Raw genomic sequence first — 22,518 nt, forward strand, 5'->3', positions numbered from 1 at the left:
CACCACCGGCCGGAACCGCTGGCAGGGCGGGCGGTGGGTCAGTGGGACGACGAGCCGTCGTTGACCGACGAGCCGTCGTTCACACCGGTCCCGGACTGGTCACCGGTGCCGGTCTCGGCGCCGGTGCCCGTCTCGTCGCCCGTGCCGGTCTCGTCCCCGACACCGCTCTGGTCGCCGGCCGTCGCGGACGGGTCGGCGGCGCCGCCGATCTGGTCGCCACCGGCCTGGTCCCCGGCGCCGTTCTCGTCGCCGGCCGTGGCGGACGGGTCGGCCGTGGCACCGGCGTCGCCGGCGCCCGCACCCGCACCCGCGTCGCCGAGGGTGGCGCCGGTCGCCTGGAGGGCGGCGGTCACCGGCTGGAAGAAGGTCTCACCGCCGGAGGTGCAGTCGCCGCTGCCGCCGGAGGTCATACCGACCGCGCCGCCGTCCTGGGTGAACAGCGAGCCGCCGCTGTCGCCGGCCTCGGCGCAGACGTTGGTCTGGATGAGGCCGGTGACGGTGTCGACACCGTTGGGGTCGGTCTCGCTCTGGAAGTTGACGGTGGCGTCGAGGCCGGTGACCTGACCGTCGTGCAGTCCGGTGGTGGAGCCCATCCGGAACACGGTCTCACCGACGGTGGCGTCGACGGCCTGGTTGATGGCGACGGTCTGGCCGTTGCCGACGTTGACCTCGCTCGGCGCCTGGGTGGCGGGGTCGTTGTACTTGACGAGCGAGAAGTCGCCCTCACCCGGGAAGGTGGCCTGGTCCACGGTGGCGATCGGCTCGCCGGTCTCGGAGTCGGACCAGTCCTTGGCGGCGACCCCGCAGTGCCCGGCCGTCAGGAAGGCGGGGCTGCCGTCCGAGGCGGTGACGTTGAAGCCGAGGGAGCAGCGGACGGTGCCGTCGGCGACCTGGGAGAAGATCGCGTCGCCGCCGGAGACCAGGGGCTTGAAGGTGCCCGACGACTTCTTGAGGGTCGCCATGTCGGAGCCGAGGCCCTGCACCGTCGACTCCAGCGTGTCCCACTTGGTGCCGGTGACGGTGCTGTCGGCGGTGACCACGACCTTGTTGGTCTTCGGGTCGACGGCCCAGGCGGTGCCCGGGATGGTCGCCTTGGTCTTCAAGGTGCTGGCGACCGCCGCCAGTTCGGAGTTGCTGTTCTGCACCTGGCGGACGACCGCGCCGGCCTTCTCCGCCTGGACGACTATGTTGTCGTCGCCGTTGATGACGTTGACGACGAGCTGCTGCTTGCCGCTGTCGTAGTACGACCCGGCGAAGGCCTGGCCGAGCACGTCCTGAAGCTGCGCGGCCAGATCCGAGGCGTCGGTCGCCGACTTGAGCGTCTTGGGAGCGGTGGCAGTGGCGCCGGAGGCGTTGTCCTGAGACGCGTTGGCCATCGGCAGCAGAAACGCCGCAGCTCCGAGCGCGGCGACACCGCCCACCGCGATAGCGGCCTTGCGCTTCGGAATTCGCTTGTGACTCAAACTTCTCGACCTCCAAGGGACGGAGTGTCTGCCGTGTTCGGGCAGTCGTTCGTGAGCGGCGCCTGGATGGCCATAGGTACGGGCGGGTCACGTGGTGCGTTCAGTTCCGGTTCTTGACTTCCTTTGACCGAGGGCGAATCGGCCACGCCGCGCGGGTCTCGCGGCGGTGGTGCACGCCGTGCCGCGGACCCGGGAACAATCCCCCATATGCCGATGACCGCCACCGAAGGGGACAGGTCCGCTCCGTCGGCTTCGCCCCCTGCGTGCTCGATCCGGGGCTGTCCGGCGAGGCGATGGGCGAGGACCGGGCGTTGCCGCGTCCGCCCTGGTCAAACCGGTTGTCCAGGGAGGGCGGCGGGCTGTCGGGGCCGGCGCGGACGGCGGCGGCCGACACGGCGACCGTGTTCGCGGTCCCGGCGGCCCGGGGCGGCTTCGTGCCGATGACGACGGTGCGGTGGTCGACGTCGTCCATGCGTGCGGTGAGCGGTTGGGATGTCCTGATCGGAGCGGTGCCGAGCAGAGTCGGCCGCCGTACGGCGTTCGCAGACATCACGATGAGCGACGGGCGTTCGCGGCCCGGCGCACGGTCTACGCACTCCTGGGATAAGGATCCGCAACCCCGGACGGACACGGCCAGCAATCGGTCATTGACGGTCCGTCGCGATCACGTACCGGAATCCTTGCTTCAGGGAATCTGCACATCCAATACTCAAGCGGGTCACGGGGAGCGGCAGATCTGCACAACCGCGCGCCCCGAGCCGCGGCTTTGGCGCGGAGTGCCGGATTCGCCCTCGGAGGGGCAAGCCGTGCGGCTGGGTCGAAGTCGTGCGGTGTGTGAAGGAGTCGCCGACAAGACGTGCCCACGCCTGCACGGATAAGCCCTTCTGGGGCTCAAGTGCCCAGGTGAGACGCATGGTTGATTGGATGCGCGGACCGCGGGCGTGCTTTGATCCATCGCACCGCGGGGTCGCCAACGGCTCCCGGAGACGGGCGCCCGGCGCCTGCGGTCGCGGCCATCCGTACTGTCCCCATAGGGCCGTTGGGGGGCCGCTCTCCCCCTTGTGAATATCCATATGAAGGGAAGTTCCATCATGAACTCCACCCCCCAGGTTGAGACCGTCGAGATCTCCGACGCCGAGCTCGACAACGTCTCCGGCGGTCTGGCCCTGAACGCCCTCGGCACCGTCACCGGCCTGGTGGACGGCGTGGCCCCGGTTTCCGGCCTGGTCAACACGGTTGTCGGCACCGTCGAGGGTGTCACCGGCCTGAACACCCAGCCGGTCACCAACCTGGTCGCCGGTCTCTGACCGCACCTCGTTGCCGCTGAGTCCCGGAGCCGTACCCCGGCCCCGGGGCTCTCGGGTGTTTTGGAACACCCCTGTGCAGCACCCCTTTCACCAGCGTCTCTCCCACAGGTGAGGGAAGTTCCGTGCAGTTCCGCCAACAGGCCCTCGCCAAGCTCCAGTCGCCGGAGGAGCTCGATCTTCCGGTGCGGTTCGCCCGCCCTCAGGGCTGGCTCGCGCTGTCCGTCTCGGTCGTCGTGATGGCGGCGGCCTCGGTGTGGGCGGTGACCGGTTCGGTCGCCTCCACGGTGAGCGCGCAGGCCGTCCTCACCCACGGACAGGGCAGTTACATCCTGCAGAGCCCGGTCGCGGGGCAGGTCACGGCCGTCCTCGCCGAGCAGGGCGAACGGCTGCCGGCCAACGCCCCCGTCCTCAAGGTCCACACCAGCCAGGGCGACTCGATCGTCCGCACGGTCGCCGCGGGCCGGATCAGCGCGCTCGCCGCCACCATCGGGCAGATCATCCAGACCGGTGCGAACGTCGCCGCCGTGGAGAAGATCGCCCACGCCTCGGACCCGCTCTACGCCACCGTCTACGTCCCCGCCGAGAACGCCTCCGCGATCCCCGCGAACGCCCCGGTCGACCTGACCGTGTCCTCGGTGTCGACACAGGAGTACGGAGTGCTGCGCGGCCATGTGAAGTCGGTGGACCGCGCCGCCCAGTCGGCCCAGTCGATCTCCGCGTTCCTCGGGGACAGCCAGCTCGGCGACCAGTTCACCAGGAAGGGCCGCCCGGTGGCGGTCCTGGTCCGGCTGGACCCGTCGAGGAAGACGAAGAGCGGCTATAAGTGGTCCTCGGCGGACGGACCGCCGTTCGGGCTCGACTCCATGACCATGGCCTCGGGTTCGATCCGGCTGGCCGACCAGCACCCCGTCGATTGGCTGCTCCCGTGACCACCGCCCAGGAGACCCAGGAGACCCGTGGCCGCCGGCGCGCCGCCCCGCCCAAGCGACCGGTGCCCAAGGGCCGCGGCGGCACGGTCCGCACCCCCAGCGTGCTCCAGATGGAGGCCGTCGAGTGCGGCGCCGCCTCCCTCGCCATGGTCCTCGGCCACTACGGCCGCCATGTCCCGCTGGAGGAGCTGCGGATCGCCTGCGGTGTCTCCCGCGACGGCTCGCGCGCCAGCAACCTGCTGAAGGCGGCCCGCAGTTACGGCCTCACCGCCAAGGGCATGCAGATGGACCTGGCGGCCCTCGCCGACGTGCAGGCCCCGGCGATCCTGTTCTGGGAGTTCAACCACTACGTCGTCTTCGACGGCATGGGCCGCCGCTTCGGCCGCCGCGGCGTCTTCGTCAACGACCCCGCCAAGGGCCGCCGGTTCGTGCCCATGGAGGAGTTCGACAGCAGTTTCACCGGCGTCGTGCTGGTCCTGGAGCCGGGCGACGGCTTCGAGAGGGGCGGCCGCAAACCCGGTGTCCTCGGCGCGATGCCGGCCCGGCTGCGCGGCACCGCGGGCACCATGCCGGCGGCGGTGCTGGCCAGCCTGCTGCTGGTGGCCGTGGGCGCGGCGGTACCCGCGCTCAGCCGCCAGTACATCGACATGTTCCTCATCGGCGGCCAGACCTCGCTGCTCACCGTGCTGTTCGCCGCGATGGGCACCTGCGTGCTGCTCACCCTCGCCCTGACCTGGCTGCAACAGGCGAACCTGCTGCACGGCCGGATCGTCTCCTCCACCCTGTCCAGCGCCCGCTTCCTGCGCCATCTGCTGCGACTGCCGGTGACCTTCTTCTCCCAGCGCAGCCCCGCCGACCTGGTCCAGCGCCTGCAGTCCAACGACCAGGTCGCCGAGACCCTGGCCCGCGACCTCGCGGCGGCCGGCGTGGACGCGGTGGTCGTGGTCCTCTACGCGGTACTCCTCTACACCTACGACAAACAGCTCACCTTCCTCGGCATCGGCGTGGCGCTGCTGAACATCGTGGCGATGCGGTTCGTCGTACGGCTGCGCGCGACCCGGACCGCCAAGCTGCGCGCGGACACCGCCCGGCTCACCAACACCTCCTACACCGGCCTCCAGCTGATCGAGACGATGAAGGCGACCGGCGGCGAGGACGGCTACTTCCGCAAGTGGGCCGGGCAGCACGCGAGCACGCTGGAGGAACAGCAGCGGCTCGGGGTGCCCAGCGCCTGGCTCGGGGTGGTGGCACCGACGCTCGCCACCCTCAACAGCGCGCTGATCCTGTGGATCGGCGGGATGCGCGCGGTCGAGGGCGGTATCTCGGTCGGCCTCCTGGTCGCCTTCCAGTCCCTGGTCACCCGCTTCACCGCGCCACTGACCCGACTGAACGGCGTCGCGGGCCGGATCCAGGACTTCGCGGCCGACGTGGCCCGTCTGAAGGACGTGGAGAACTTCCAGGCCGACCCGATCTACGCCCGCCCCGGCGCCGGCGACTCCACCCGGCGGCTGCACGGCCATGTCGAGCTGGAGAACATCACCTTCGGCTACAGCCCGCTCGACAAGCCCCTGCTCACCGGCTTCGACCTGACCGTCGGCCCCGGCCGCCAGGTGGCCCTGGTGGGCGGCTCGGGCAGCGGCAAGTCCACCGTCTCCCGGCTGATCTCGGGCCTGTACGCCCCCTGGGAGGGAGTGATCCGCATCGACGGGCAGCGCCTGGAGGACATCCCGCGCGGCGCGCTGGCCGCCTCGGTCTCCTTCGTCGACCAGGACGTCTTCCTCTTCGAGGGGTCGGTGCGCGACAACGTGGCGCTGTGGGACCCGTCGATCCCGGACGAGGCGGTGGTGGAGGCGCTGCGGGACGCGGCCCTGTACGACGTGGTGACGCGCCGGCCCGGCGGCATCCACAGCAGGGTCGAGCAGGACGGCCGTAACTTCTCCGGCGGCCAGCGGCAACGCCTGGAGATCGCGCGGGCGCTGGTACGCAGGCCGAGCATCCTCGTGCTCGACGAGGTGACCAGCGCGCTGGACGCCGAGACCGAGCAGACCGTCATGGACAACCTGCGCCGGCGCGGCTGTGCCTGCGTGGTGATCGCGCACCGGCTGAGCACGGTCCGCGACAGCGACGAGATCGTCGTGCTCCAGCACGGCACGATCGTGGAGCGCGGGCGGCACGACGCGCTGGTGGCACACGGCGGGGCGTACGCCGCGCTGGTCAGGGAGCGATGAGATGACGACCGCGGACGACGGCGACCTCGTGCTCGGCGCGCTCGGCTCACTGGGTGCCCGGATCGACTGCACCGGTTTCAACCGGCTGGACCTCGAAGGGCCGCAGGTGCTGTGGCTGGTGGTGTCCGGCGCCCTGGACCTGTTCGCGGTGGACGCCGAACAGCAGGGTCACTGGCACCATCTGGGCCGGCTGGAGGCGGGTGCGCTCCTGCTCGGCCCGGTCGCCGGACCCCAGCACACCCTGGTGGCCCGCCCGTTGCGGGACTGCGTGGTCCACCGCATCGGCCTGCGCGAGCTCTACCAGCCCGCCGCCACCCAGACCTGGTCCTACGACGAGTACGGCAACCCCCAGTACGTGCCGCCGACCACCAGCCCCCTGGAGTACGCGCTCGCACTCGGCGTCGGCCGTGGCCTGTCGATCCTCTTCCAGGCCCCCATGGCCGCCAGTGAGCGGGCCGCTGCCCCCACCGACGACGACGTCTTCTGGATGCAGGTGCCGCCAGGCAGTGTGCAGTACGGCTCGCTGTACGGCGCGGAGGCGGCCGCCGACCTGCTGATGGACCCCGCCCTGTGGCAGAGCGTGGTCGACCAGCAGTACCGGCTGCTCACCACCCTTGACCGGTGGATCGAGCAGCTGGAGCACACCCACGAGACCCGCACCGCGGCCGGTATCAAGGCCGGTGAGGCGGTCCGCGCCCAGGCCGACCGGACACTGCTGGCCTCCATCGGCAAGGCGGCCAAGCGTACGACCGCCGCCGATGCCGACGCCTCCTACGCGGCCTGCAAGCTCGTCGCCCAGGCAGCCGGTATCACCCTCGCCGAACCCGCGCAGAGCGGCACCGAGAGCGACCGCATCGACCCGGTCGAACGGGTGGCCCTGGCGTCCCGGGTGCGGATCCGGGCGGTACGGCTGGACGGCCGCTGGTGGCGGGACAACGTGGGACCGCTCGTCGGTCACCGGGCCCTGTCCGGCGCTCCGGTCGCGCTGCTGTGGCGGCGCGGCGGCTATGTCGCCGTCCATCCGGCGACCGGCCGGGAGACGCCGATCGAGAAGGCGAACGCGGCGGAGTTCGAGCCGCGCGCGGTGATGTTCTACCGCCCGCTGCCCGACAAGGCGCTCACCCCGCTCGGCCTGCTCCGGTTCAGTCTGCACGGCACCCGCGGCGACCTGGGCGGTCTGCTTCTCGCCGGGCTGGTGACCGTGGCGATCGGCTCACTGGTGCCGATCGCGACCGGCAAGGTGCTCGGCGAGTACGTGCCGAAGGCCCAGACGAACCTGATCGTGCAGGTCTGTCTGGCGGTGATGATCAGCGCGGTGGTGTCGGCGGCGTTCACGCTCCTGGAGAACCTCACCATCCTCCGTCTGGAGGGCCGGATCGAGGCGACCCTCCAGCCGGCCGTCTGGGACCGGCTGCTGCGGCTGCCCACGAAGTTCTTCACCCAGCGCTCCACCGGTGAGCTGGCCAGCGCGGCGATGGGCATCAGCGCGATCCGCCGGCTGCTGGCGGGCGTCGGCCCGGTGGTCGCCCAGTCGGTGACGGTCGGCGCGATGAACCTGGGCCTGCTGTTCTGGTACAGCGTCCCGATGGCGCTGGCGGCCCTTGCCATGCTCGTCGTCATCGGCGCACTGTTCCTGGGGCTCGGGCTGTGGCAGGTGCGCTGGCAGCGCAAGCTCGTGGTGCTCGGCAACAAGCTGAACAACCAGGCCTTCCAGACCCTGCGGGGGCTGCCCAAGCTGCGGGTGGCGGCGGCCGAGAACTACGCGTACGCGGCCTGGGCGGGCGAGTTCGCGCGCAGCCGGGAACTCCAGCAGAAGGTGGGCCGGATCAAGAACCTCACCTCGGTGCTGGGGTCGGTCTATCTCCCGGTCTGCACCCTGCTGATGTTCATGCTGCTGGCGGGCCCGGCGAGGGGCGCCATGGACGCGGCGGCCTTCCTCACCTTCAACACGTCGGTGACGATGCTGCTCACCTCGGTCACCCAGCTGACCGGTTCCTTCGTGTCGGCGGTGGCCGCGCTGCCGCTGTTCGAGGAGATCAAGCCGGTCCTGGAGGCCGCCCCGGAGGTCCGTACCGCCAGCACCCGCCCCGGTCCGCTGACCGGCGGCATCGAGGCCCGCCGCCTCTCCTTCCGGTACGCGGACGACGGTCCCCTCGTCCTCGACGACGTCTCCTTCGAGGTACGGCCGGGCGAGTTCGTGGCGATCGTCGGCCCCAGCGGCTGCGGCAAGTCGACCCTGCTGCGGCTGCTGATCGGCTTCGACAAACCGGTCTCGGGGAGCGTGCTGTACGACGGCCAGGACCTGGGCGCGCTCGACCAGTCCGCGGTGCGCCGGCAGTGCGGGGTGGTGCTCCAGCACGCGCAGCCGTTCACCGGCTCGATCCTGGACGTCATCTGCGGCACCGAGCCGTACACGCCCGAGGAGGCGATGACGGCGGCCGAGATGGCGGGCCTCGCCGAGGACATCAAGCGGATGCCGATGGGGCTGCACACGATCGTCGCCGGGAGCGGTGCGATCTCGGGCGGCCAGCGGCAGCGGCTGATGATCGCCCAGGCGCTGATCCGGCGGCCCCGCATCCTGTTCTTCGACGAGGCCACCAGCGCCCTGGACAACGACACCCAGCGCACGGTCATCGAGAGCACCCGCAAGCTGAACGCCACCCGGATCGTCATCGCCCACCGGCTGTCGACGGTCATGGACGCCGACCGGGTCGTCGTGATGGAGGACGGCAAGGTCGCCCAGCAGGGCCCGCCGGCCCAGCTGCTCGCCGACACCGGCGGGCGCCTGCACGAGCTGGTGCGACGGCAGCTGGCGTGACCGGTCAGGCGTCCAGGCCGGGGATGGGGGCGCCGGAGGGGAACCCGGCGGCCAGACAGGCGTCGTAGAACTCCCGCCAGTCGGCGGCGTCCTCGGAGTGCGGGCCCGCGTGTCCCTCGCCACGGGCCAGGGCGTCGAGGGCGAGCAGGCAGACCTCCCAGCCGGCGGCGTTGCGGGCGGCCGCGTTCTCCTCGGCCAGCGCCTGGGTCAGGGTGAACCGGGTGCGCTTCGCGTCCAGTGCTTCGAGGCCGAAGTCCAGTTCGTCGCCGCCCCAGGTGAAGGACAGGTGCCGCGGTTCGTCGACGGCGAGCACCGTGCCCGTGGCGTTCGCCTGGCGGGGGTCGCCGCTGAACCGGACGGTGCCGCCGTCGCGCGGCTCGATGTCGAGGCGCGACGGGAACCAGTGGGCCGACGCGTCCGGATCGGTCACGAACTGCCAGACGCGCTCGGCGGGTTGGTCGTAGGTACGGGTGAACCGGACGGCGGGGCGGCCGTCGTCGAGGGTGAGAAAGGTACCGGTGAGTTCGGCGGGCATGGGGATCGGTCCTCCGGAGAATGTGCGGTCGCTTCCGTGTTCCCGCTCAGACTCTTCCACTCCCGCCCGGCCGACGACGGACGACCTGCCGTGCGATACGCCCGAAGCGATCGGCGCCGGCCTCCGTACCGCGGACCGGAAATTCAGTGGATCCGAGCAGAGGGGTTGCACCTATCCTCCTCCGAGGTGCAGACATGGCCCTGTCGACCGTTGGCGCTCGACCGACCGAGGAAGCGTGGCGCAATGACCAGCCAGCTCATCGCAATCTCCTTCGACGCACACCAGCCGGAGCGCCTGGCGCGTTTCTGGTCCGGGGTCCTGAGGTCGGAGAAGGTGGACGACTCCTACGACGGCGTCTCCGTGGCATCCGGGAACGCCGCCGGTTACCGCGTCGGCTTCCGTCCCACCCAGGCGCAGAAAGTCGCCCAGAACCGGCTGCACTTCGACCTGACCAGTTCCTCCCTGGAGGACCAGCAGGAGACCGTGGCCAGGGCGCTCGACCTCGGCGCGCGGCACGCCGACGTCGGCCAGGGACCGGACGCGTCCCACGTGGTGCTCGCCGACCCCGAGGGCAACGAGTTCTGTGTCATCGAGCCGGGCAACAACTTCCTCGCCGGCGCGGGCTTCGTCGGAGCGCTCGCCTGCGACGGTTCGCAGGCCGTGGGCTACTTCTGGAGCGCTGCGCTGGGCTGGCCGCTGGTCTGGGACCAGGACGAGGAGACCGCCATCCAGTCGCCGAACGGCGGTACGAAGTTCACGTGGGGCGGTCCGCCGCTGATGCAGAACCCCGGCAAGGACCTGCACTTCGACCTCGCGGCGGACGGCGATCAGCAGGCGGAGGTGGAGCGCCTGCTCTCCCTCGGGGCGAAGCGCCTCGACTCCGCCCACGGCCAGGACGGCGCGGTGCTGCTGGCCGACCCCGACGGCAACGAGTTCCGCGTACTCGCGCACCGGTGAGGCCGGAGCCCACCTGAGTCGGCGGTGGCCGCCGGGAGCGGACCGGTTCCCGCGCCGCTGATCATCAGCAGCGCCGGACCGGCGCCCCGTACCTCGTGGTAGAGCTCCGCGCCGTCCACCGCGAGCCTGCCGTTGTCCATGATCGGCCTCCGCCCCTCTGCGAAACGTTGCCGTTTCGCTGGAAGTGGTCTAGTCTCGATGTGTACGAAACCGTTTCGTTCGCGGCCGGGCAAGGCCGTCGTACCGAAGCGGTTTCTCGGCAGATCCCGAGCGACTTCCCTGGAGTAGTTCCCCCATGTCTGAGAAGACCCTGACCGACGACGTCCGCGTCGGTGCCACGGAGGCACCGCCGGCCGCCGACTCCTCGAAGCGGTGGTGGATCCTCGCGGTCATCGCCGTCGCCCAGCTGATGGTGGTGCTCGACGCCACCATCGTGAACATCGCCCTGCCGTCCGCCCAGGCCGACCTCGGATTCTCCGACGGCAACCGGCAGTGGATCGTGACGGCGTACGCCCTCTCCTTCGCCTCCCTGCTGCTGCTCGGCGGACGGATCGCCGACCTGTTCGGCCGCAAGACCGCCTTCCTCATAGGTGTCGTCGGCTTCGCCGCCGTGTCGGCGCTGGGCGGTGCCGCGAACGGCTTCGGGATGCTGGTGACCGCGCGCGCCCTGCAGGGTGCCTTCGGCGCGCTGCTCGCCCCGACCGCGCTCTCGCTGCTCAACACCACGTTCACCGACGCCCGTGAGCGGGCCCGGGCGTTCAGCGTCTACGGCGCCATCGCCGGCGCCGGCGGTGCGGTGGGTCTGCTGCTCGGCGGTGTCCTGACCGACACGTTCGACTGGCGCTCGACGCTGTACGTGAACGTCGCGATCGCCGTCGTCGCCTTCGCGGGCGGCATGGCGCTGCTGCACAACCACCGCGACGCGGGGAACGCGAAGCTGGACGTGCCGGGCACCGTCCTGGTCGCAGCCGGTCTGTTCTCGCTGGTCTACGGCTTCTCCAACGCCGAGACGCACGACTGGGGCTCGCCGCTGACCTGGGGCTTCCTGCTCGCCGGCGTCGTACTCCTGGCGGCCTTCGCCTGGTGGCAGACCAAGGCCAAGTACCCGCTGCTGCCGCTGGGCATCCTGCTGGAGCGCAACCGGGCGGCCTCGTTCCTCGCCGTGCTGATCTCCGCGGGCGGCATGTTCGGCGTGTTCCTCTTCCTCACCTACTACCTCCAGCTCAACCTCGGCTTCAGCCCGACCAAGACCGGTCTGGCGTTCCTGCCGATGATCGGCGCCCTGATGGTGACCGCGCAGGTCGGCACCCAGGTCCTGGTGCCGCGGATCGGCCCGAAGGCGGTCGTCCCGCTGGGCTTCGCGGTCTCCGCGGTCGGCATGGCCTGGCTGACCGGCATCGGCGTCGGCTCCAGCTATGTCAGCGCGGTGCTCCCGCAGCTGGTCATCACCGGCCTCGGCCTCGGCCTGGTCATGCCGGCGTCCATGCAGCTCGCCACGGGCGGGGTGACGGCCGACGAGGCGGGTGTCGCCTCCGCGACGGTCAACGCCATGCAGCAGGTGGGCGGTTCGATCGGCACGGCGCTGCTCAACACGCTGGCGGCGAGCGCGGCGACGGACTACCTGACCGGGCGGGACGCGACCAGCAAGCTGGTGCAGGCCCAGGCGACGATCGAGAGCTACACGACCGCGTTCTGGTGGTCGGCCGGTATGTTCGCGGCGGGTGCGGTGATCGCCTTCCTGCTGTTCCGCAAGGGAGTTCCGCAGCAGGACGCGGACGCGGCGCCGGTCGTTCACATGTGACGTGAGCTTCGGAGAGCCGCCGAAGACCGAGGGGTCGCCGTCAGCAGGGAGACGGCGGCCCTTCGCTTTTCACGAAGCGCTTCAAGTCAAGCCACTTGAGAGAAATTCACCGGGTCGAGTGAACCTGATCTTGCGCCGCCCGCATCAGGGATGGCAGGCGCTCCCGGCGGGTACCAACCGGTCCCGTACGCGCCCTGTGCCGGGGGGAGCAGAGATGACGCCGGAAGCGGACGAACCCGGGCTGCCCGCCGCCAACTCCTGCGCGCGGACCCGCCGGTGCGGGACGTATCTCGTCGTCGAGGTCTTCGGCGAGGTGGACATCGCCACCGAGGAGCTGGTCGCCGAGCATCTGCTCGCGGTCACCGCCGGGGCCGAGCCAGATGTGCTCGTCGATCTGCGGCGGCTGGACTTTCTCGACTGCTCGGGGCTGCGGGTGCTGTGCCGGGCCGAGGCGCGGGCCAGGGAGCGGGGCGGGCGGCTGCGGCTGGTGTGCGAGGGGCCCCGCGTTCCGCGGCTGCTCAGGGCCTCGGGTCTGCTGGGGCGGTTTCCGCCGCTCCCCGGCTTTCCCCGGGACGGGAGCGCCGGGGAGCGGCGGTGATGCCGAGGGTCGGCGGGCAGCCCCACACCGCCCGCCGACCCTCGGGGCGAGATCGCAGGTTCCCCGTTCCAGGGGCCGCACTCCCCAGTTGCGGACCTGTTCCGGCAGTCACGAGGACCGTGCGATCCCGGGCTCAGAAGGAGAAGACGCTGACCCCGTAGGCGTCCCTCATGCACTGGTTGCCGAAGGTGCGCTCGTAGGAGACGCGCTTGCCCTGCCAGACGCCTGCGACCGTGACCACGACGGGGTCGTAGAGCTTGGTGCACCACACGTCGGTTCTGGGCGCCAGGGCGTCGAAGTCGCCGCCGGCGCCGCTGAGTTCGGCACAGGCCTGGGCGGCCGCCGGGTGGGTGCCGGACGCGGCCGGGGCGCAGTTCAGGGTGACGGCGCGCTCGGGCGTGGCGCTGGCCGCGTCGGTGCCGTGGCCCGTGGTGAGCACCAGGGCCGAGGGCGCGTAGAGCGAGCTCGGGGCGGCGACGGCTGCCCCGGTCAGGGGTCCGCAGACGGCGGCGGCCGTGAGGCCGAGGGTCGCTGCCCAGCGCGCGGTGGTTCGCATTGTGTGCATCCTTCCGCTTGATTCGACGGGTGCCACCCACGGCCCGGTGGGTGCCGGGGCGGCGGGCGCCACTCTGCCGAGTCCGCCGTCGAAACACACATCGAACCCACAGGTTTCAGTAACCTTGCGTATTGAATCAGTGGCGTGAAGTCACGGAATTCACGCGCATCGACCGCACAACAGAGCGGTTCTTGATCGCCCGAAACGGTCGGATGGCTGGTTCTCATCGCCTCGTTAATCGTCCTGAAACATTCCGCTTCCGCTGTCGGCGGACTTCGCCGCAAGCCCTTGCCTTTCGGCTGCAACGGAGTAATCGTCATTACATGATTACTCAAGAGCAACGAGAGAAGCTGCGCGGCTGGTTCGCCGGCCGGCTGCCCGACGACCTGTTCGAGGAACTGGTCGAGGTGACGGTGGACCGCGAGGAGATCACCGTCGTCGGGCGCATCCCCGGGCCCAAGCTGGCGGAGGGCGTCTCGGACGCCGAGCGGGAGGCCGCCGTGGAGGGCCGGATCCAGGAGTTCCGGGAGCGCACCCGGGAGACCCGGGTCGGGGTGGCACGGGAGGCGGAGCACCAGTTCCGGCGCAAGGTGGCCTGGGGTGTGGAGTGCGCCGGGGAGCGGGCGCTGTTCACGCATGTGGCCGCGCCGGTGATGACCCGGCTGCGTCAGCCCGAGCGCCAGGTGCTGGACACGCTGATCGCCGGAGGCGTGGCACGCAGCCGCAGCGAGGCGCTGGCCTGGTGCGTGCGACTGGTCCAGAAACACACCGACGACTGGCTGTCCGAGCTCCGCGACTCGCTGGAGCATGTCGAGCGGGTCCGGGCCCAGGGGCCGGACGCCGGGCAGGACTGAGACCGTCCGGCGATGGCCGAATCATCCACTGCCGCTGCGAAAGGTGGATGAACAGTCCTCTGGCCACCGGCGTGACCCGGGCTCTAGCGTCGGCAGAACCCCCTCGGGGACGGCCACCGGTCCGTCGCACACCCCGCGACACCGACGGCCGTCCGCCCCGTCGCCGCGCCACCCCGCGCTCCACCGCCGTCCCCCGCTGGAGCCCCCTTGTCCTCGCAGCACCCGCAGCACCCGCAGCCTGCCCCCGCCCCCACACCGTCCCTCACCGAAGTCGAGGCCCACGGTGTCGAGCGGATCCCCGACGCGGACCGGACAGCGAGCCCGCTCGACCTGTTCCGGCTCGCCTTCGGCGGTGCCAACACCTTCTCGACCTGTGTGCTCGGCGCGTTCCCGATCCTGTTCGGCCTGTCCTTCTGGCAGGGCCTCGCCGCCACCCTGCTCGGGGTGGTCGCGGGCGCGCTGATCCTGTGCCCGATGGCGGTGTTCGGCCCGGTCAACGGCACCAACAACGCCGTCTCGTCCTCCGCGCACCTGGGCGTGCACGGCCGCGTGGTCGGCTCGTTCCTGTCCCTCCTGACGGCGATCGCGTTCTTCTCCATCTCGGTGTGGAGTTCCGGCGACGCCCTGGTCGGCGGCGCACACCGGCTGTTCGGCCTGGAACGCTCCACGCTCTCGTACGTCGTCGCGTACGCGCTCTTCGCGGTCCTGGTCCTCGCGGTGTGCGTGTACGGCTTCCGGTTCATGCTGTTCGTCAACAAGGTCGCGGTGGCCTCGGCGAGCCTGCTCTTCGTGCTCGGCGCCATCGCGTTCGCCGGGGACTTCGACCCGTCCTACGCCGGTGTGTTCACGGACACGGCGGACGCGGCGACGAAGGGGATGTTCTGGCCGTCGTTCATCGGCGCGGCGCTGATCGTGCTGTCCAACCCGGTGTCGTTCGGGGCGTTCCTCGGCGACTGGTCGCGCTACATCCCGGCCGACGCGCCGCGTCGCCGGGTGGTCGGGGCCGCGTTCCTCTCCCAGATCGCGACGCTGCTGCCGTTCGTCTTCGGCCTGGCCACCGCGAGCATCATCGCCACGAAGGCGCCGAAGTACGTCGACCCGGCGGCCCCGGACTTCGTCGGCGGTCTGCTCGCCATCTCCCCCGGCTGGTTCTTCCTGCCCGTGTGTCTGCTCGCCCTGATCGGCGGCATGTCGACGGGCACGACCTCGCTGTACGGCACCGGCCTGGACTTCTCCTCGGTGTTCCCGAGGCTGTCGCGCGTCCAGGCGACCGTGCTCGTCGGCGTGTTGTCCATCGCGTTCATCTTCATCGGCCGGTTCGGCCTGGACCTGGTGCAGTCGATCTCGACCTTCGCCACGATGATCATCACCTGCACCACGCCATGGATGGTGGTGATGATGCTGGGCTTCTGGACCCGGCGCGGCTGGTACGACCCGGACGCCCTGCAGGTCTTCAACCGCCGCCAGCGCGGTGGCCGTTACTGGTTCTCGCACGGCTGGAACTGGCGCGGGATGACGGCCTGGTGGGTCTCGGCGGTGATCGGCGTGCTGTTCACCGACATCCCGGGACAGTTCGTCGGCCCGCTGGGAGACCTCGCAGGCGGGGTCGACATCAGCCTGCCGCTGTCCCTCGCGGTGGCCGCCGTACTGTTCCTGACCCTGCTCCGGCTGTTCCCCGAGCCACGCGCGGTCTACGGCCCCCAGGGACCCCGGCTGGTCCCCGCCGTCGAGGTCCCGGTGCCCCCGATCACCGGCCCCGGCACCGAACCGGACACCGCCCGGCCCACGGCGACCGCCGCGAGCTGACACGGCCTCCCCGCCCGCGCCCCACCGGGACGCGGCGCGGTACCGATGTGCGGCTCTGCCCCGTAGGTCCGACCGGTCACGGCGGGCTTCCCGACGGCCGGGGGAGGCACGGCGCGCCGTGGCCGCGTGCGCTCGCGACGCTCCGCCAGCGCCGGGACGCGGCCGGGAGGCCCGGTCCACGAGGGCCCGCGACGGCAGCCGGCGCACGGGTGCGCAGGCCGCGCCGGCGCCGGGTCCATGGCCGGGCGGGCGGCCGTGCCGGCCGCCCGGCGCGACCACCGGCCCGGCCCGGCGCCTTGAGCGAAGCGCCTGAGCAGGGCTGGTGAAGTCCGCTGCGGTTCGGCCGTACCCCGAAGGGGCGCCGGGGGTACCCCCGGCCTTCGGCTGGGGGGAGGAACGGCGCGACCGGCTACGACGGTGCCGCGGTCGGGCGACGGCCGAGCACGGCACTTCCAGCGGAGCGCTCAGTTGCCGGACAGCTCCGCCGGCTGGGCCGAAGGACCGCCGGTTCCGGCGATGGAGAGGGAGCTGGAGCTCTGGGACGGGGCCGGCGGGTCGGTCAGCCAGTGCTGGCTGCTGGAGCGGTCGCGGACCTTCACGACGACGTCGGCGCCCGAGTCCACGCCGGCCGTGGCGAGGGCAAGGGTCTGGTCCCAGCGGGGCAGCAACTCGCCCTGGACGGTGAGGTCGTAGCGCACGTCGTCACCCCGCTCGGTACCGGCGTCCGCGCAGGTGCCGAGGATGACCACCCCGCCGTCCGCGTGCGAGTCCAGGCACAGCCCGCGCTCGGCCACGCTGCGCAGCTCGCCGTCGCTCTCGTACGTCCACTCCTGGGTCGAGGACGAGGAGCAGACCGCCAGGACGACGCCCGCCCCGGCCTTGGGCTCACCGTTGATGTCCAGACACAGCTGGGCGGCGACGTTGCGCAGCCGGGTCTCGTGGTCGGCGGCGGGCAGCCCGGCGGCCGTACCGGAGGTGGGCGTCGCCTCGGGGTCGGAATCGCCGGGCACCAGGCCCGCGGAGGCCACGGCGTCGCCGCCGTCGCCGCCGCCCGACAGCGCGCTGACCGCGAGGACGGAGGCCAGCAGGCCCGCCCCGGCGACGCCGACGCTGGTCAGCAGTGTCTTCGACGACCAGGACCCCGGCGGCCGGCGCACCGGCACGGTGATGCGGGCCAGGATCCGGTTCCGCGCCGTCGCGCGGCGACGGCCGCCTCCGGAACGCCGGGAGGCGGAACGGGTACGGGGCTCTCCCTCGCCGCCCCTGCGTCCCGGGCGCGAGTCGAGATAGCGGCGGGCTCCCCAGCCGAGCACGGCTTCGACGAGGAGCGCCCCCAGGCCGCCCTCGACCTGGCCGAGTTGTTCGGCGGCGGCCCGGCAGTACGGGCACTGTGCGAGATGTTCCTGGACATCCGGCAGCAGAGCGCCGCCCCTGCGCAGCGGGACGTCCAGCAGCCGGTTGTAGTAGCGGCACTCCTGGGACGGCGCGAGTTCCCGGTGGGCCCGGACACACCCCTCCCGGAATTTCTCCCGGGCGTCTTCGAGAGCGGCACCCGCGGTTGCCGTGTCCATGCCCAACAGACCGGCCGGTACGGTTATGGGTTCCGCCTCGACCTCGATGTGCCACAGCAGACTCTGGGCGAGCACCGGAAGACCCAGGAATGAACGCTCCGCGAGGGTGCGGTTTTCCGGTGTCATGGACTTCGTGGCGCGCATACCGCGACCACCGGCCGGTTTCCCGAGGTCCGGAAGAACCTCGGCTATTCGGTCCTCGGTCGCCCAGTTGGCGACCGTGTCGCGGACGGAGACCAGCAGCCGGGGCCGGAGGGCGTCGGCAGTCTCCCCCAGAGCCACCCGGTCGAGGACCTGGTGGAAGGCGGCGGCCGCGACCATGTGGGCGACGGGCCCGGAGGCGGCCAGGCAGATGACCGCGTATTCCTGTACCGGACGCCAGTGCCGGGCCATGAGCAGCGCGGCGGACCGGGAGGCCTCGATGTCGGATCCGGCGCGCAGCGGGGCGGCGAGGGACTCGTCGGACTCCCCTGAACCACCGCCCGGCGGCGGATAGGGAGGTCGAGGCGGGTGGGGGGTGGGCACTGAGCGGATTCCTTTGGTGCGGTGGTGCGTACCTCTTCGGTGCGCGTGGCGGGGAGCGGGAATTGGCCGGCATGGCGTCGGTCGCGTTCCCCAACTGCGGAATAGTTCCTGGCCATTACCCCCCGCGGGGATGATTCACCCTCGCACAAGTCTCACACAAGCAACAAGGCACCTGTACAACATCGACAGCATTGACAGAATGTCAGAAAGACGGCCGCGGCCATTGTCCTGTCACGGCCGTATTCACCTTTACGCACACCCCGTGTGAACGGTGCGCCCACTCCGGTCCCGCGCGCACGCTCCCGGCCCACCCGTGCGGGTAGTCCACTGGTGACCGGCCCTCCTCGTACGGCCCCGCGCAGAACGGCGGCTCTTCTGCGCGAAACAGGTCGCCGGCCCCGTTCCTCCCGCCCGTGGCCGGCGGCCCCCGAGGCGCCGGGGCGGCTTTGCCCGCAGGTCCGGGCGGGTCAGAGCTGCCAGGAACGGAGCCGGTCCGCCGCGCCGTAGACGTCGGTCTTGCCGTCCATCAGGTCGCCGGCGAGGTCGACGAGGGCGCCGTGGGGCGGGTCGACGCCCACACCGCTGACGGACATGTAGGCCACGGCGGTCGCGCAGGCGAACCGGGCGTTGGCCGCGGGCAGCGGCTTGAGCAGGGCAAGGGTGTGCAGCAGGGCGGCGGCCCGCCAGGCCGGGTCGGAGTCCGTACCGAGCCGGGGCGGGTCGACCCGGTGCCGGGCGACGGCGGCGACCAGTGCGGAGAAATCGTCGACGGTGGGCTGGTCGGGCAGCACTTCCTCATGGCGCTGCAGGAGCCAGGGCACGTCGACATGGATGACCGGCGGCATGCTCAGGCGGCCTCGCCCTTCGCGGGCGGCTCGTCGTCGGGGAACGCGGCCGCGAACTCGGCGGCGTGCGCGGCGAAGAACCGGCGGAACTCCTCCGCCCCCTCCTGCAACGCCCGGTGCCGGGCGATGTCGGCGGCGGCCGCCTCACGGACGAGGGCCTTCATGGACGTACCGCGCTCCTTGGCCATCTGCCTCAGGTCCTCAAGCTCGCGGTCGCTGAACTCCACGTTGAGAGCTGGCATGCCCTTCACGGTACCGCGCGGGTACTCACCCGTAAATACCCGCTGGTCAGAGCAGAATCCAGCGGTACCTGCGGGCGCGGCTCGGCGGCCGGGCGTCCGAACCGCGCCCGTCGGGGTCAGATCTCGAGCCTGCTGATCCGCACCGCCCCCGAGGTCTCCCCCGGGTGGGCGCTGGTCAGGGTCAGCCGGAGCCGGGAGCCGCGTACCGGGGTGAATTTGATGACGGTCGGGGTGTCCGAGGCGGCCGCCCAGTCCACCGTCGTACCCTCCACCGCCCGGTACGCCCTGCCGTCCCAGACCGCCACCTCGGCCGACGCGGGCAGCGCGTGGGTCGCGTCCACGGTGAAGGAGACGTCCACCCGGTCGAACGTGCGGGTGCGTCCGACGTCGACCGACACCCAGTCCTCGGTCCGGGCACCGCTGAACGCGGGCAGCAGGGCGGTGGCCGCTTTGGCGAAGGCGTTGGACCAGCCGGTGGCCGCGTCGCCGTCGAGCATGGCGGCCGGGAGGGTGTCCGGACGGCCCGAGTAACTGGCGTCCGCGTAGGGGTAGTTCGGCGGGGCCGGATGGTCGGGCCCGAAGTCGGGGGCGGGGGTGCGGGCCACCGACGCCGACGGGGTGGTCCGTACGGTGACGGTGCCCGTGCGCAGTCCGTCCACCCGCGCGGTCACCTTGAGGGAGCCCGGACGCGTGCCGGCGCGGACGATGGCGAGCGCCTTGCCGTGGAAGGCGGTTCGGGTGCTCGCCTGGTAGCGCTCGGCGCTCTCCTGCCGGCCGTTGTCGAGCCCGGCGAGCGAGCCGCCGGAAGCGGCGAAGGAGACGAGGTGCTCGGCGTCGGGCACCACCACGCCGTGCGCGTCGACGATCTCGGCGGTCACGAAGACCAGGGAACGCCCGTCGGCGGCCTGGGAGCCGCGGTCGGCGGTGAGACGCACGGCGTGCGGGGCGCCGGCGGTGCGCAGGACGTCGGTCGCGACCACCTTGCCGCCGCGCCGGGCCACGGCTTTCAACTCACCCGGCCGGTACGGCACTTTCCAGGTCAGGTGCAGCTTGCCCGCGCTGCCGTTCGGACTGGTGTAACTGCCGGGATAGGTGCCGGTGGTGAAGGTCTTGTCGTCGCCGGTGGCCTCGGTGGTCTCCAGGTAGGTACGGCCGTCCGTCGTCGTCTTGGTGTCGAACTCCCGCACCCCCAGGGACTTTCCGTTCAGGAACAGCTCGACGGAGGGCACGTTGGCGTACGCCCACACCTCGACCGTGTCCCCCGCCTCGTGGTTCCAGCTCATCGGCACCAGGTGCACCATGGGCTCGCTCACCCACTGGCTGCGGAAGAGGTGGTACATGTCCTTCGGGAAGCCGGCCGTGTCGACCGCGCCGAAGAAGGACGCCTTGACCGGGAACACGTTGTACGGCGTCGGCTCGCCGATGTAGTCGATGCCCGACCACAGGAACTGGCCGGCGAACCACTTCCGGTCCCGGTCCTTCTTGTGGCCGTACTCGCCGCTCATCGTCCAGGAGGCCAGGTTGTTGTCGTACGACGAGGTCGCACGGCGGCCGGGCGTGTAATTCTCCCCCGTGTTGAGGTGTTCCGGCTCCTGGTACGCGCCTCGGGTCGAGGTCTCCGAGGAGGACTCGGACTCGAAGAGGAAGAGGTGCGGGTAGGCCGCGTGCAGCGCGTCCACGGACTTGGCGGTGTTGTAGTTCAGGCCGAGTCCGTCGAGCTTGGCGAGCATCAGGTCGGCGGCGGAGCCCGGCTTCGGCACACCGCGGTACTTGTCGGAGCCGATGACCAGAGGGCGAGTGTCGTCGGCGGCCTTGACGGCGGCGATGATCCGGTCGGCCATGGCGAGGCCGGCGGTGGAGGTGGAGTCGGGGATCTCGTTGCCGATGGACCACAGGACGACGGCGGGCGAGTTGCGGGCCGCGAGGACCATCTCGGTGGCGTCGCTCTCGCACCACTCGTCGAAGAACCGGCCGTAGTCGTACTTGGTCTTGCCGGTCCGCCAGCAGTCGAAGGCCTCCACCATCATCACGATGCCCAGTTCCTCGCAGACCTCGATCATCTGCGGCGAGGGCGGGTTGTGCGAGGTGCGGAAGGCGTTGACGCCCATCGACTTCATGATGGTCATCTGCCGGCGCACCGCGTCGGCGCTGATCGCCGCGCCGAGGGCGCCCTGGTCGTGGTGGAGGTCGACGCCCTTGATCTTGGTGTGCACGCCGTTGAGGGAGAAGCCCTCGTCGGGGTCGAAGCGGTAGCCGCGGATGCCGAAGACCGTGCGGTAGGTGTCGGTGGTCGTGCCGCCGACCCGGAGTTCGGTGAGCAGGGTGTAGCGGTGCGGGGCCTCGATGGACCACAACTTCGGCCTTCTGACGGTCAGTTCATGGGTCTCGGCGGCCTCACCGGAGCCGGGTCCGGGGCCGGATGCGGTGACGGTGACCGTGGAGGACGTACGGGCGACCGTACGGCCGTCGTGGCCGACGATCCGGGAGACCACCGTGACGTCCGCGCCCTCCCCGGACTCGTCGACGACCGCCGTCCGCACCCGTACCACGGCCCGCTCGGCGGTGATGTCCGGTGTGGTGACGTAGGTCCCCCAGCGCGCCACGTGCACGGGGTCGGTCACCACCAGGCGGGCCTCGCGGTAGATGCCGCTGCCCGAGTACCAGCGGCTGCTGGGCAGCTGGTTCTGCACTTTGACCGCCAGGACGTTCTCGGTGCTGCCGTCGGTGTGCAGCAGCCCGGTGAGGTCGAGGGCGAACCCGGTGTACCCGTAGGGGTGGCGGCCGGCCTCGGTGCCGTTGCAGTACACGTACGAGTCCATGTAGACGCCGTCGAACTCCACCGAGATCCGTTTTCCGGCGTAGCCCGGCGGCAGGGTGAAGGCGAGCCGGTACCAGCCGAGGCCGCCCGGGAAGAAGCCGGTGCCGCTGGTGGTGCCGTCGTCGGTGGTGGGGGTCTGCTCGATGCTCCAGTCGTGCGGCACGGCCACCTGACGCCAGGCCGAGTCGTCGTACCCGGGGTCGGCGGCGCCCGCGTAGGCGCCGGTCGGGTCGGTGATCCCGCCGGGGTCGACCAGCGCGAACCGCCAGCCGTCGCGCAGGGCGACCGTGCGGCGCCCGGTGACCTGCGTGGCCGTATCCGCCTCCGGGGCCGCCCAGACGCCCGGGGCGCCCAGCAGGGCGCCGGCCGCCGGGGCTGTCGTGGCGACCGCGAGAACCGATCTGCGTGTGACCGTCATGGTGCGGCTCTCCCTCATCAGGACCCAGAACTACTCACAACTGATCGTGAACAAACAGATTCTGACGCTGTGCCACTTGTGGTCGTCAAGGGTCCGGAGGCGGTCGGTCATGGCTTTCGTCCCACGGGCCGGTCCCCGTCCGGGAAACCGGACGGGGAGCGGTCCCGGCCGAGCGGCCGCCGGTGCCTGGCGGTCACGGGCGGGTCCGACGGACTAGGCTGAACACCTGTGGTGCACCTGTTGACTG

Annotated in this window: 16 protein-coding genes; 9 read left to right on the forward strand and 7 right to left on the reverse strand. The window is 71.3% G+C overall.

Annotated features, from left to right (window positions below; all coding sequences use genetic code 11):
• Nucleotides 1–38: 38 nt before the first annotated feature.
• Nucleotides 39–1,463, reverse strand: a complete 1,425-nt coding sequence (locus ACZ5K7_RS18510) for a S1 family peptidase (RefSeq protein WP_351696979.1) — start codon at nt 1,461–1,463, stop codon at nt 39–41.
• 1,091 nt (nt 1,464–2,554) lie between these two features.
• Between ACZ5K7_RS18510 and ACZ5K7_RS18515 the strand changes: the two genes are divergently transcribed.
• The 4 genes from ACZ5K7_RS18515 to ACZ5K7_RS18530 all read left to right on the forward strand — a co-directional run bounded on the left by ACZ5K7_RS18515 (nt 2,555) and on the right by ACZ5K7_RS18530 (nt 8,745).
• Complete coding sequence (locus tag ACZ5K7_RS18515; RefSeq protein WP_351696982.1) at nt 2,555–2,770, forward strand: type A2 lantipeptide; 216 nt, start codon at nt 2,555–2,557, stop codon at nt 2,768–2,770.
• A 122-nt stretch (nt 2,771–2,892) separates the two neighbouring features.
• On the forward strand, nt 2,893–3,699 hold the full coding sequence (locus ACZ5K7_RS18520) for an HlyD family efflux transporter periplasmic adaptor subunit (protein ID WP_351696985.1): 807 nt from the start codon (nt 2,893–2,895) through the stop codon (nt 3,697–3,699).
• Between the two features lie 62 nt (nt 3,700–3,761).
• On the forward strand, nt 3,762–5,927 hold the full coding sequence (locus ACZ5K7_RS18525) for an NHLP family bacteriocin export ABC transporter peptidase/permease/ATPase subunit (protein WP_351697263.1): 2,166 nt from the start codon (nt 3,762–3,764) through the stop codon (nt 5,925–5,927).
• Between the two features lies 1 nt (nt 5,928).
• Nucleotides 5,929–8,745 (forward strand): NHLP bacteriocin export ABC transporter permease/ATPase subunit, encoded by a 2,817-nt coding sequence (locus tag ACZ5K7_RS18530; protein WP_468914608.1) that lies wholly within the window; start codon nt 5,929–5,931, stop codon nt 8,743–8,745.
• 4 nt (nt 8,746–8,749) lie between these two features.
• Here the strand turns inward: ACZ5K7_RS18530 and ACZ5K7_RS18535 are convergent, their stop codons facing one another.
• A complete protein-coding gene (locus ACZ5K7_RS18535; RefSeq protein ID WP_351696990.1) occupies nt 8,750–9,280 on the reverse strand; it encodes an SRPBCC family protein in 531 nt (176 codons plus the stop codon).
• A gap of 243 nt (nt 9,281–9,523) precedes the next feature.
• On the opposite strand from ACZ5K7_RS18535, the gene ACZ5K7_RS18540 reads away from it, so the two are divergent.
• From ACZ5K7_RS18540 to ACZ5K7_RS18550, 3 genes are all read left to right on the forward strand, one after another.
• Nucleotides 9,524–10,237 (forward strand): VOC family protein, encoded by a 714-nt coding sequence (locus ACZ5K7_RS18540; protein ID WP_468914610.1) that lies wholly within the window; start codon nt 9,524–9,526, stop codon nt 10,235–10,237.
• 295 nt (nt 10,238–10,532) lie between these two features.
• Nucleotides 10,533–12,038, forward strand: coding sequence for an MFS transporter (locus ACZ5K7_RS18545; RefSeq protein WP_351696995.1), 1,506 nt, complete (start codon nt 10,533–10,535; stop codon nt 12,036–12,038).
• A 214-nt stretch (nt 12,039–12,252) separates the two neighbouring features.
• Complete coding sequence (locus ACZ5K7_RS18550; protein WP_351696998.1) at nt 12,253–12,636, forward strand: STAS domain-containing protein; 384 nt, start codon at nt 12,253–12,255, stop codon at nt 12,634–12,636.
• 133 nt (nt 12,637–12,769) lie between these two features.
• Here ACZ5K7_RS18550 and ACZ5K7_RS18555 read toward each other — a convergent pair whose 3' ends face one another.
• Entirely contained in the window at nt 12,770–13,192 is a 423-nt protein-coding gene (locus ACZ5K7_RS18555; protein ID WP_351697000.1) for a subtilase-type protease inhibitor, read from the reverse strand.
• 323 nt (nt 13,193–13,515) lie between these two features.
• Between ACZ5K7_RS18555 and ACZ5K7_RS18560 the strand changes: the two genes are divergently transcribed.
• Nucleotides 13,516–14,046, forward strand: a complete 531-nt coding sequence (locus ACZ5K7_RS18560) for a hypothetical protein (protein WP_351697003.1) — start codon at nt 13,516–13,518, stop codon at nt 14,044–14,046.
• Between the two features lie 207 nt (nt 14,047–14,253).
• Entirely contained in the window at nt 14,254–15,852 is a 1,599-nt protein-coding gene (locus tag ACZ5K7_RS18565; protein WP_468914613.1) for a purine-cytosine permease family protein, read from the forward strand.
• Nucleotides 15,853–16,316: 464 nt separating this feature from the next.
• Here ACZ5K7_RS18565 and ACZ5K7_RS18570 read toward each other — a convergent pair whose 3' ends face one another.
• The 4 genes from ACZ5K7_RS18570 to ACZ5K7_RS18585 all read right to left on the reverse strand — a co-directional run bounded on the left by ACZ5K7_RS18570 (nt 16,317) and on the right by ACZ5K7_RS18585 (nt 22,271).
• A complete protein-coding gene (locus ACZ5K7_RS18570) occupies nt 16,317–17,948 on the reverse strand; it encodes an RICIN domain-containing protein (protein ID WP_468914614.1) in 1,632 nt (543 codons plus the stop codon).
• Nucleotides 17,949–18,415: 467 nt separating this feature from the next.
• Entirely contained in the window at nt 18,416–18,793 is a 378-nt protein-coding gene (locus ACZ5K7_RS18575) for a toxin Doc (RefSeq protein ID WP_468914616.1), read from the reverse strand.
• Nucleotides 18,794–18,795: 2 nt separating this feature from the next.
• On the reverse strand, nt 18,796–19,035 hold the full coding sequence (locus ACZ5K7_RS18580; protein ID WP_351697013.1) for a hypothetical protein: 240 nt from the start codon (nt 19,033–19,035) through the stop codon (nt 18,796–18,798).
• 116 nt (nt 19,036–19,151) lie between these two features.
• Complete coding sequence (locus ACZ5K7_RS18585; protein ID WP_468914617.1) at nt 19,152–22,271, reverse strand: glycoside hydrolase family 2 TIM barrel-domain containing protein; 3,120 nt, start codon at nt 22,269–22,271, stop codon at nt 19,152–19,154.
• Between the last annotated feature and the right edge of the window lie 247 nt (nt 22,272–22,518).

The organism is Streptomyces sp. NPDC031497 (assembly GCF_055580905.1).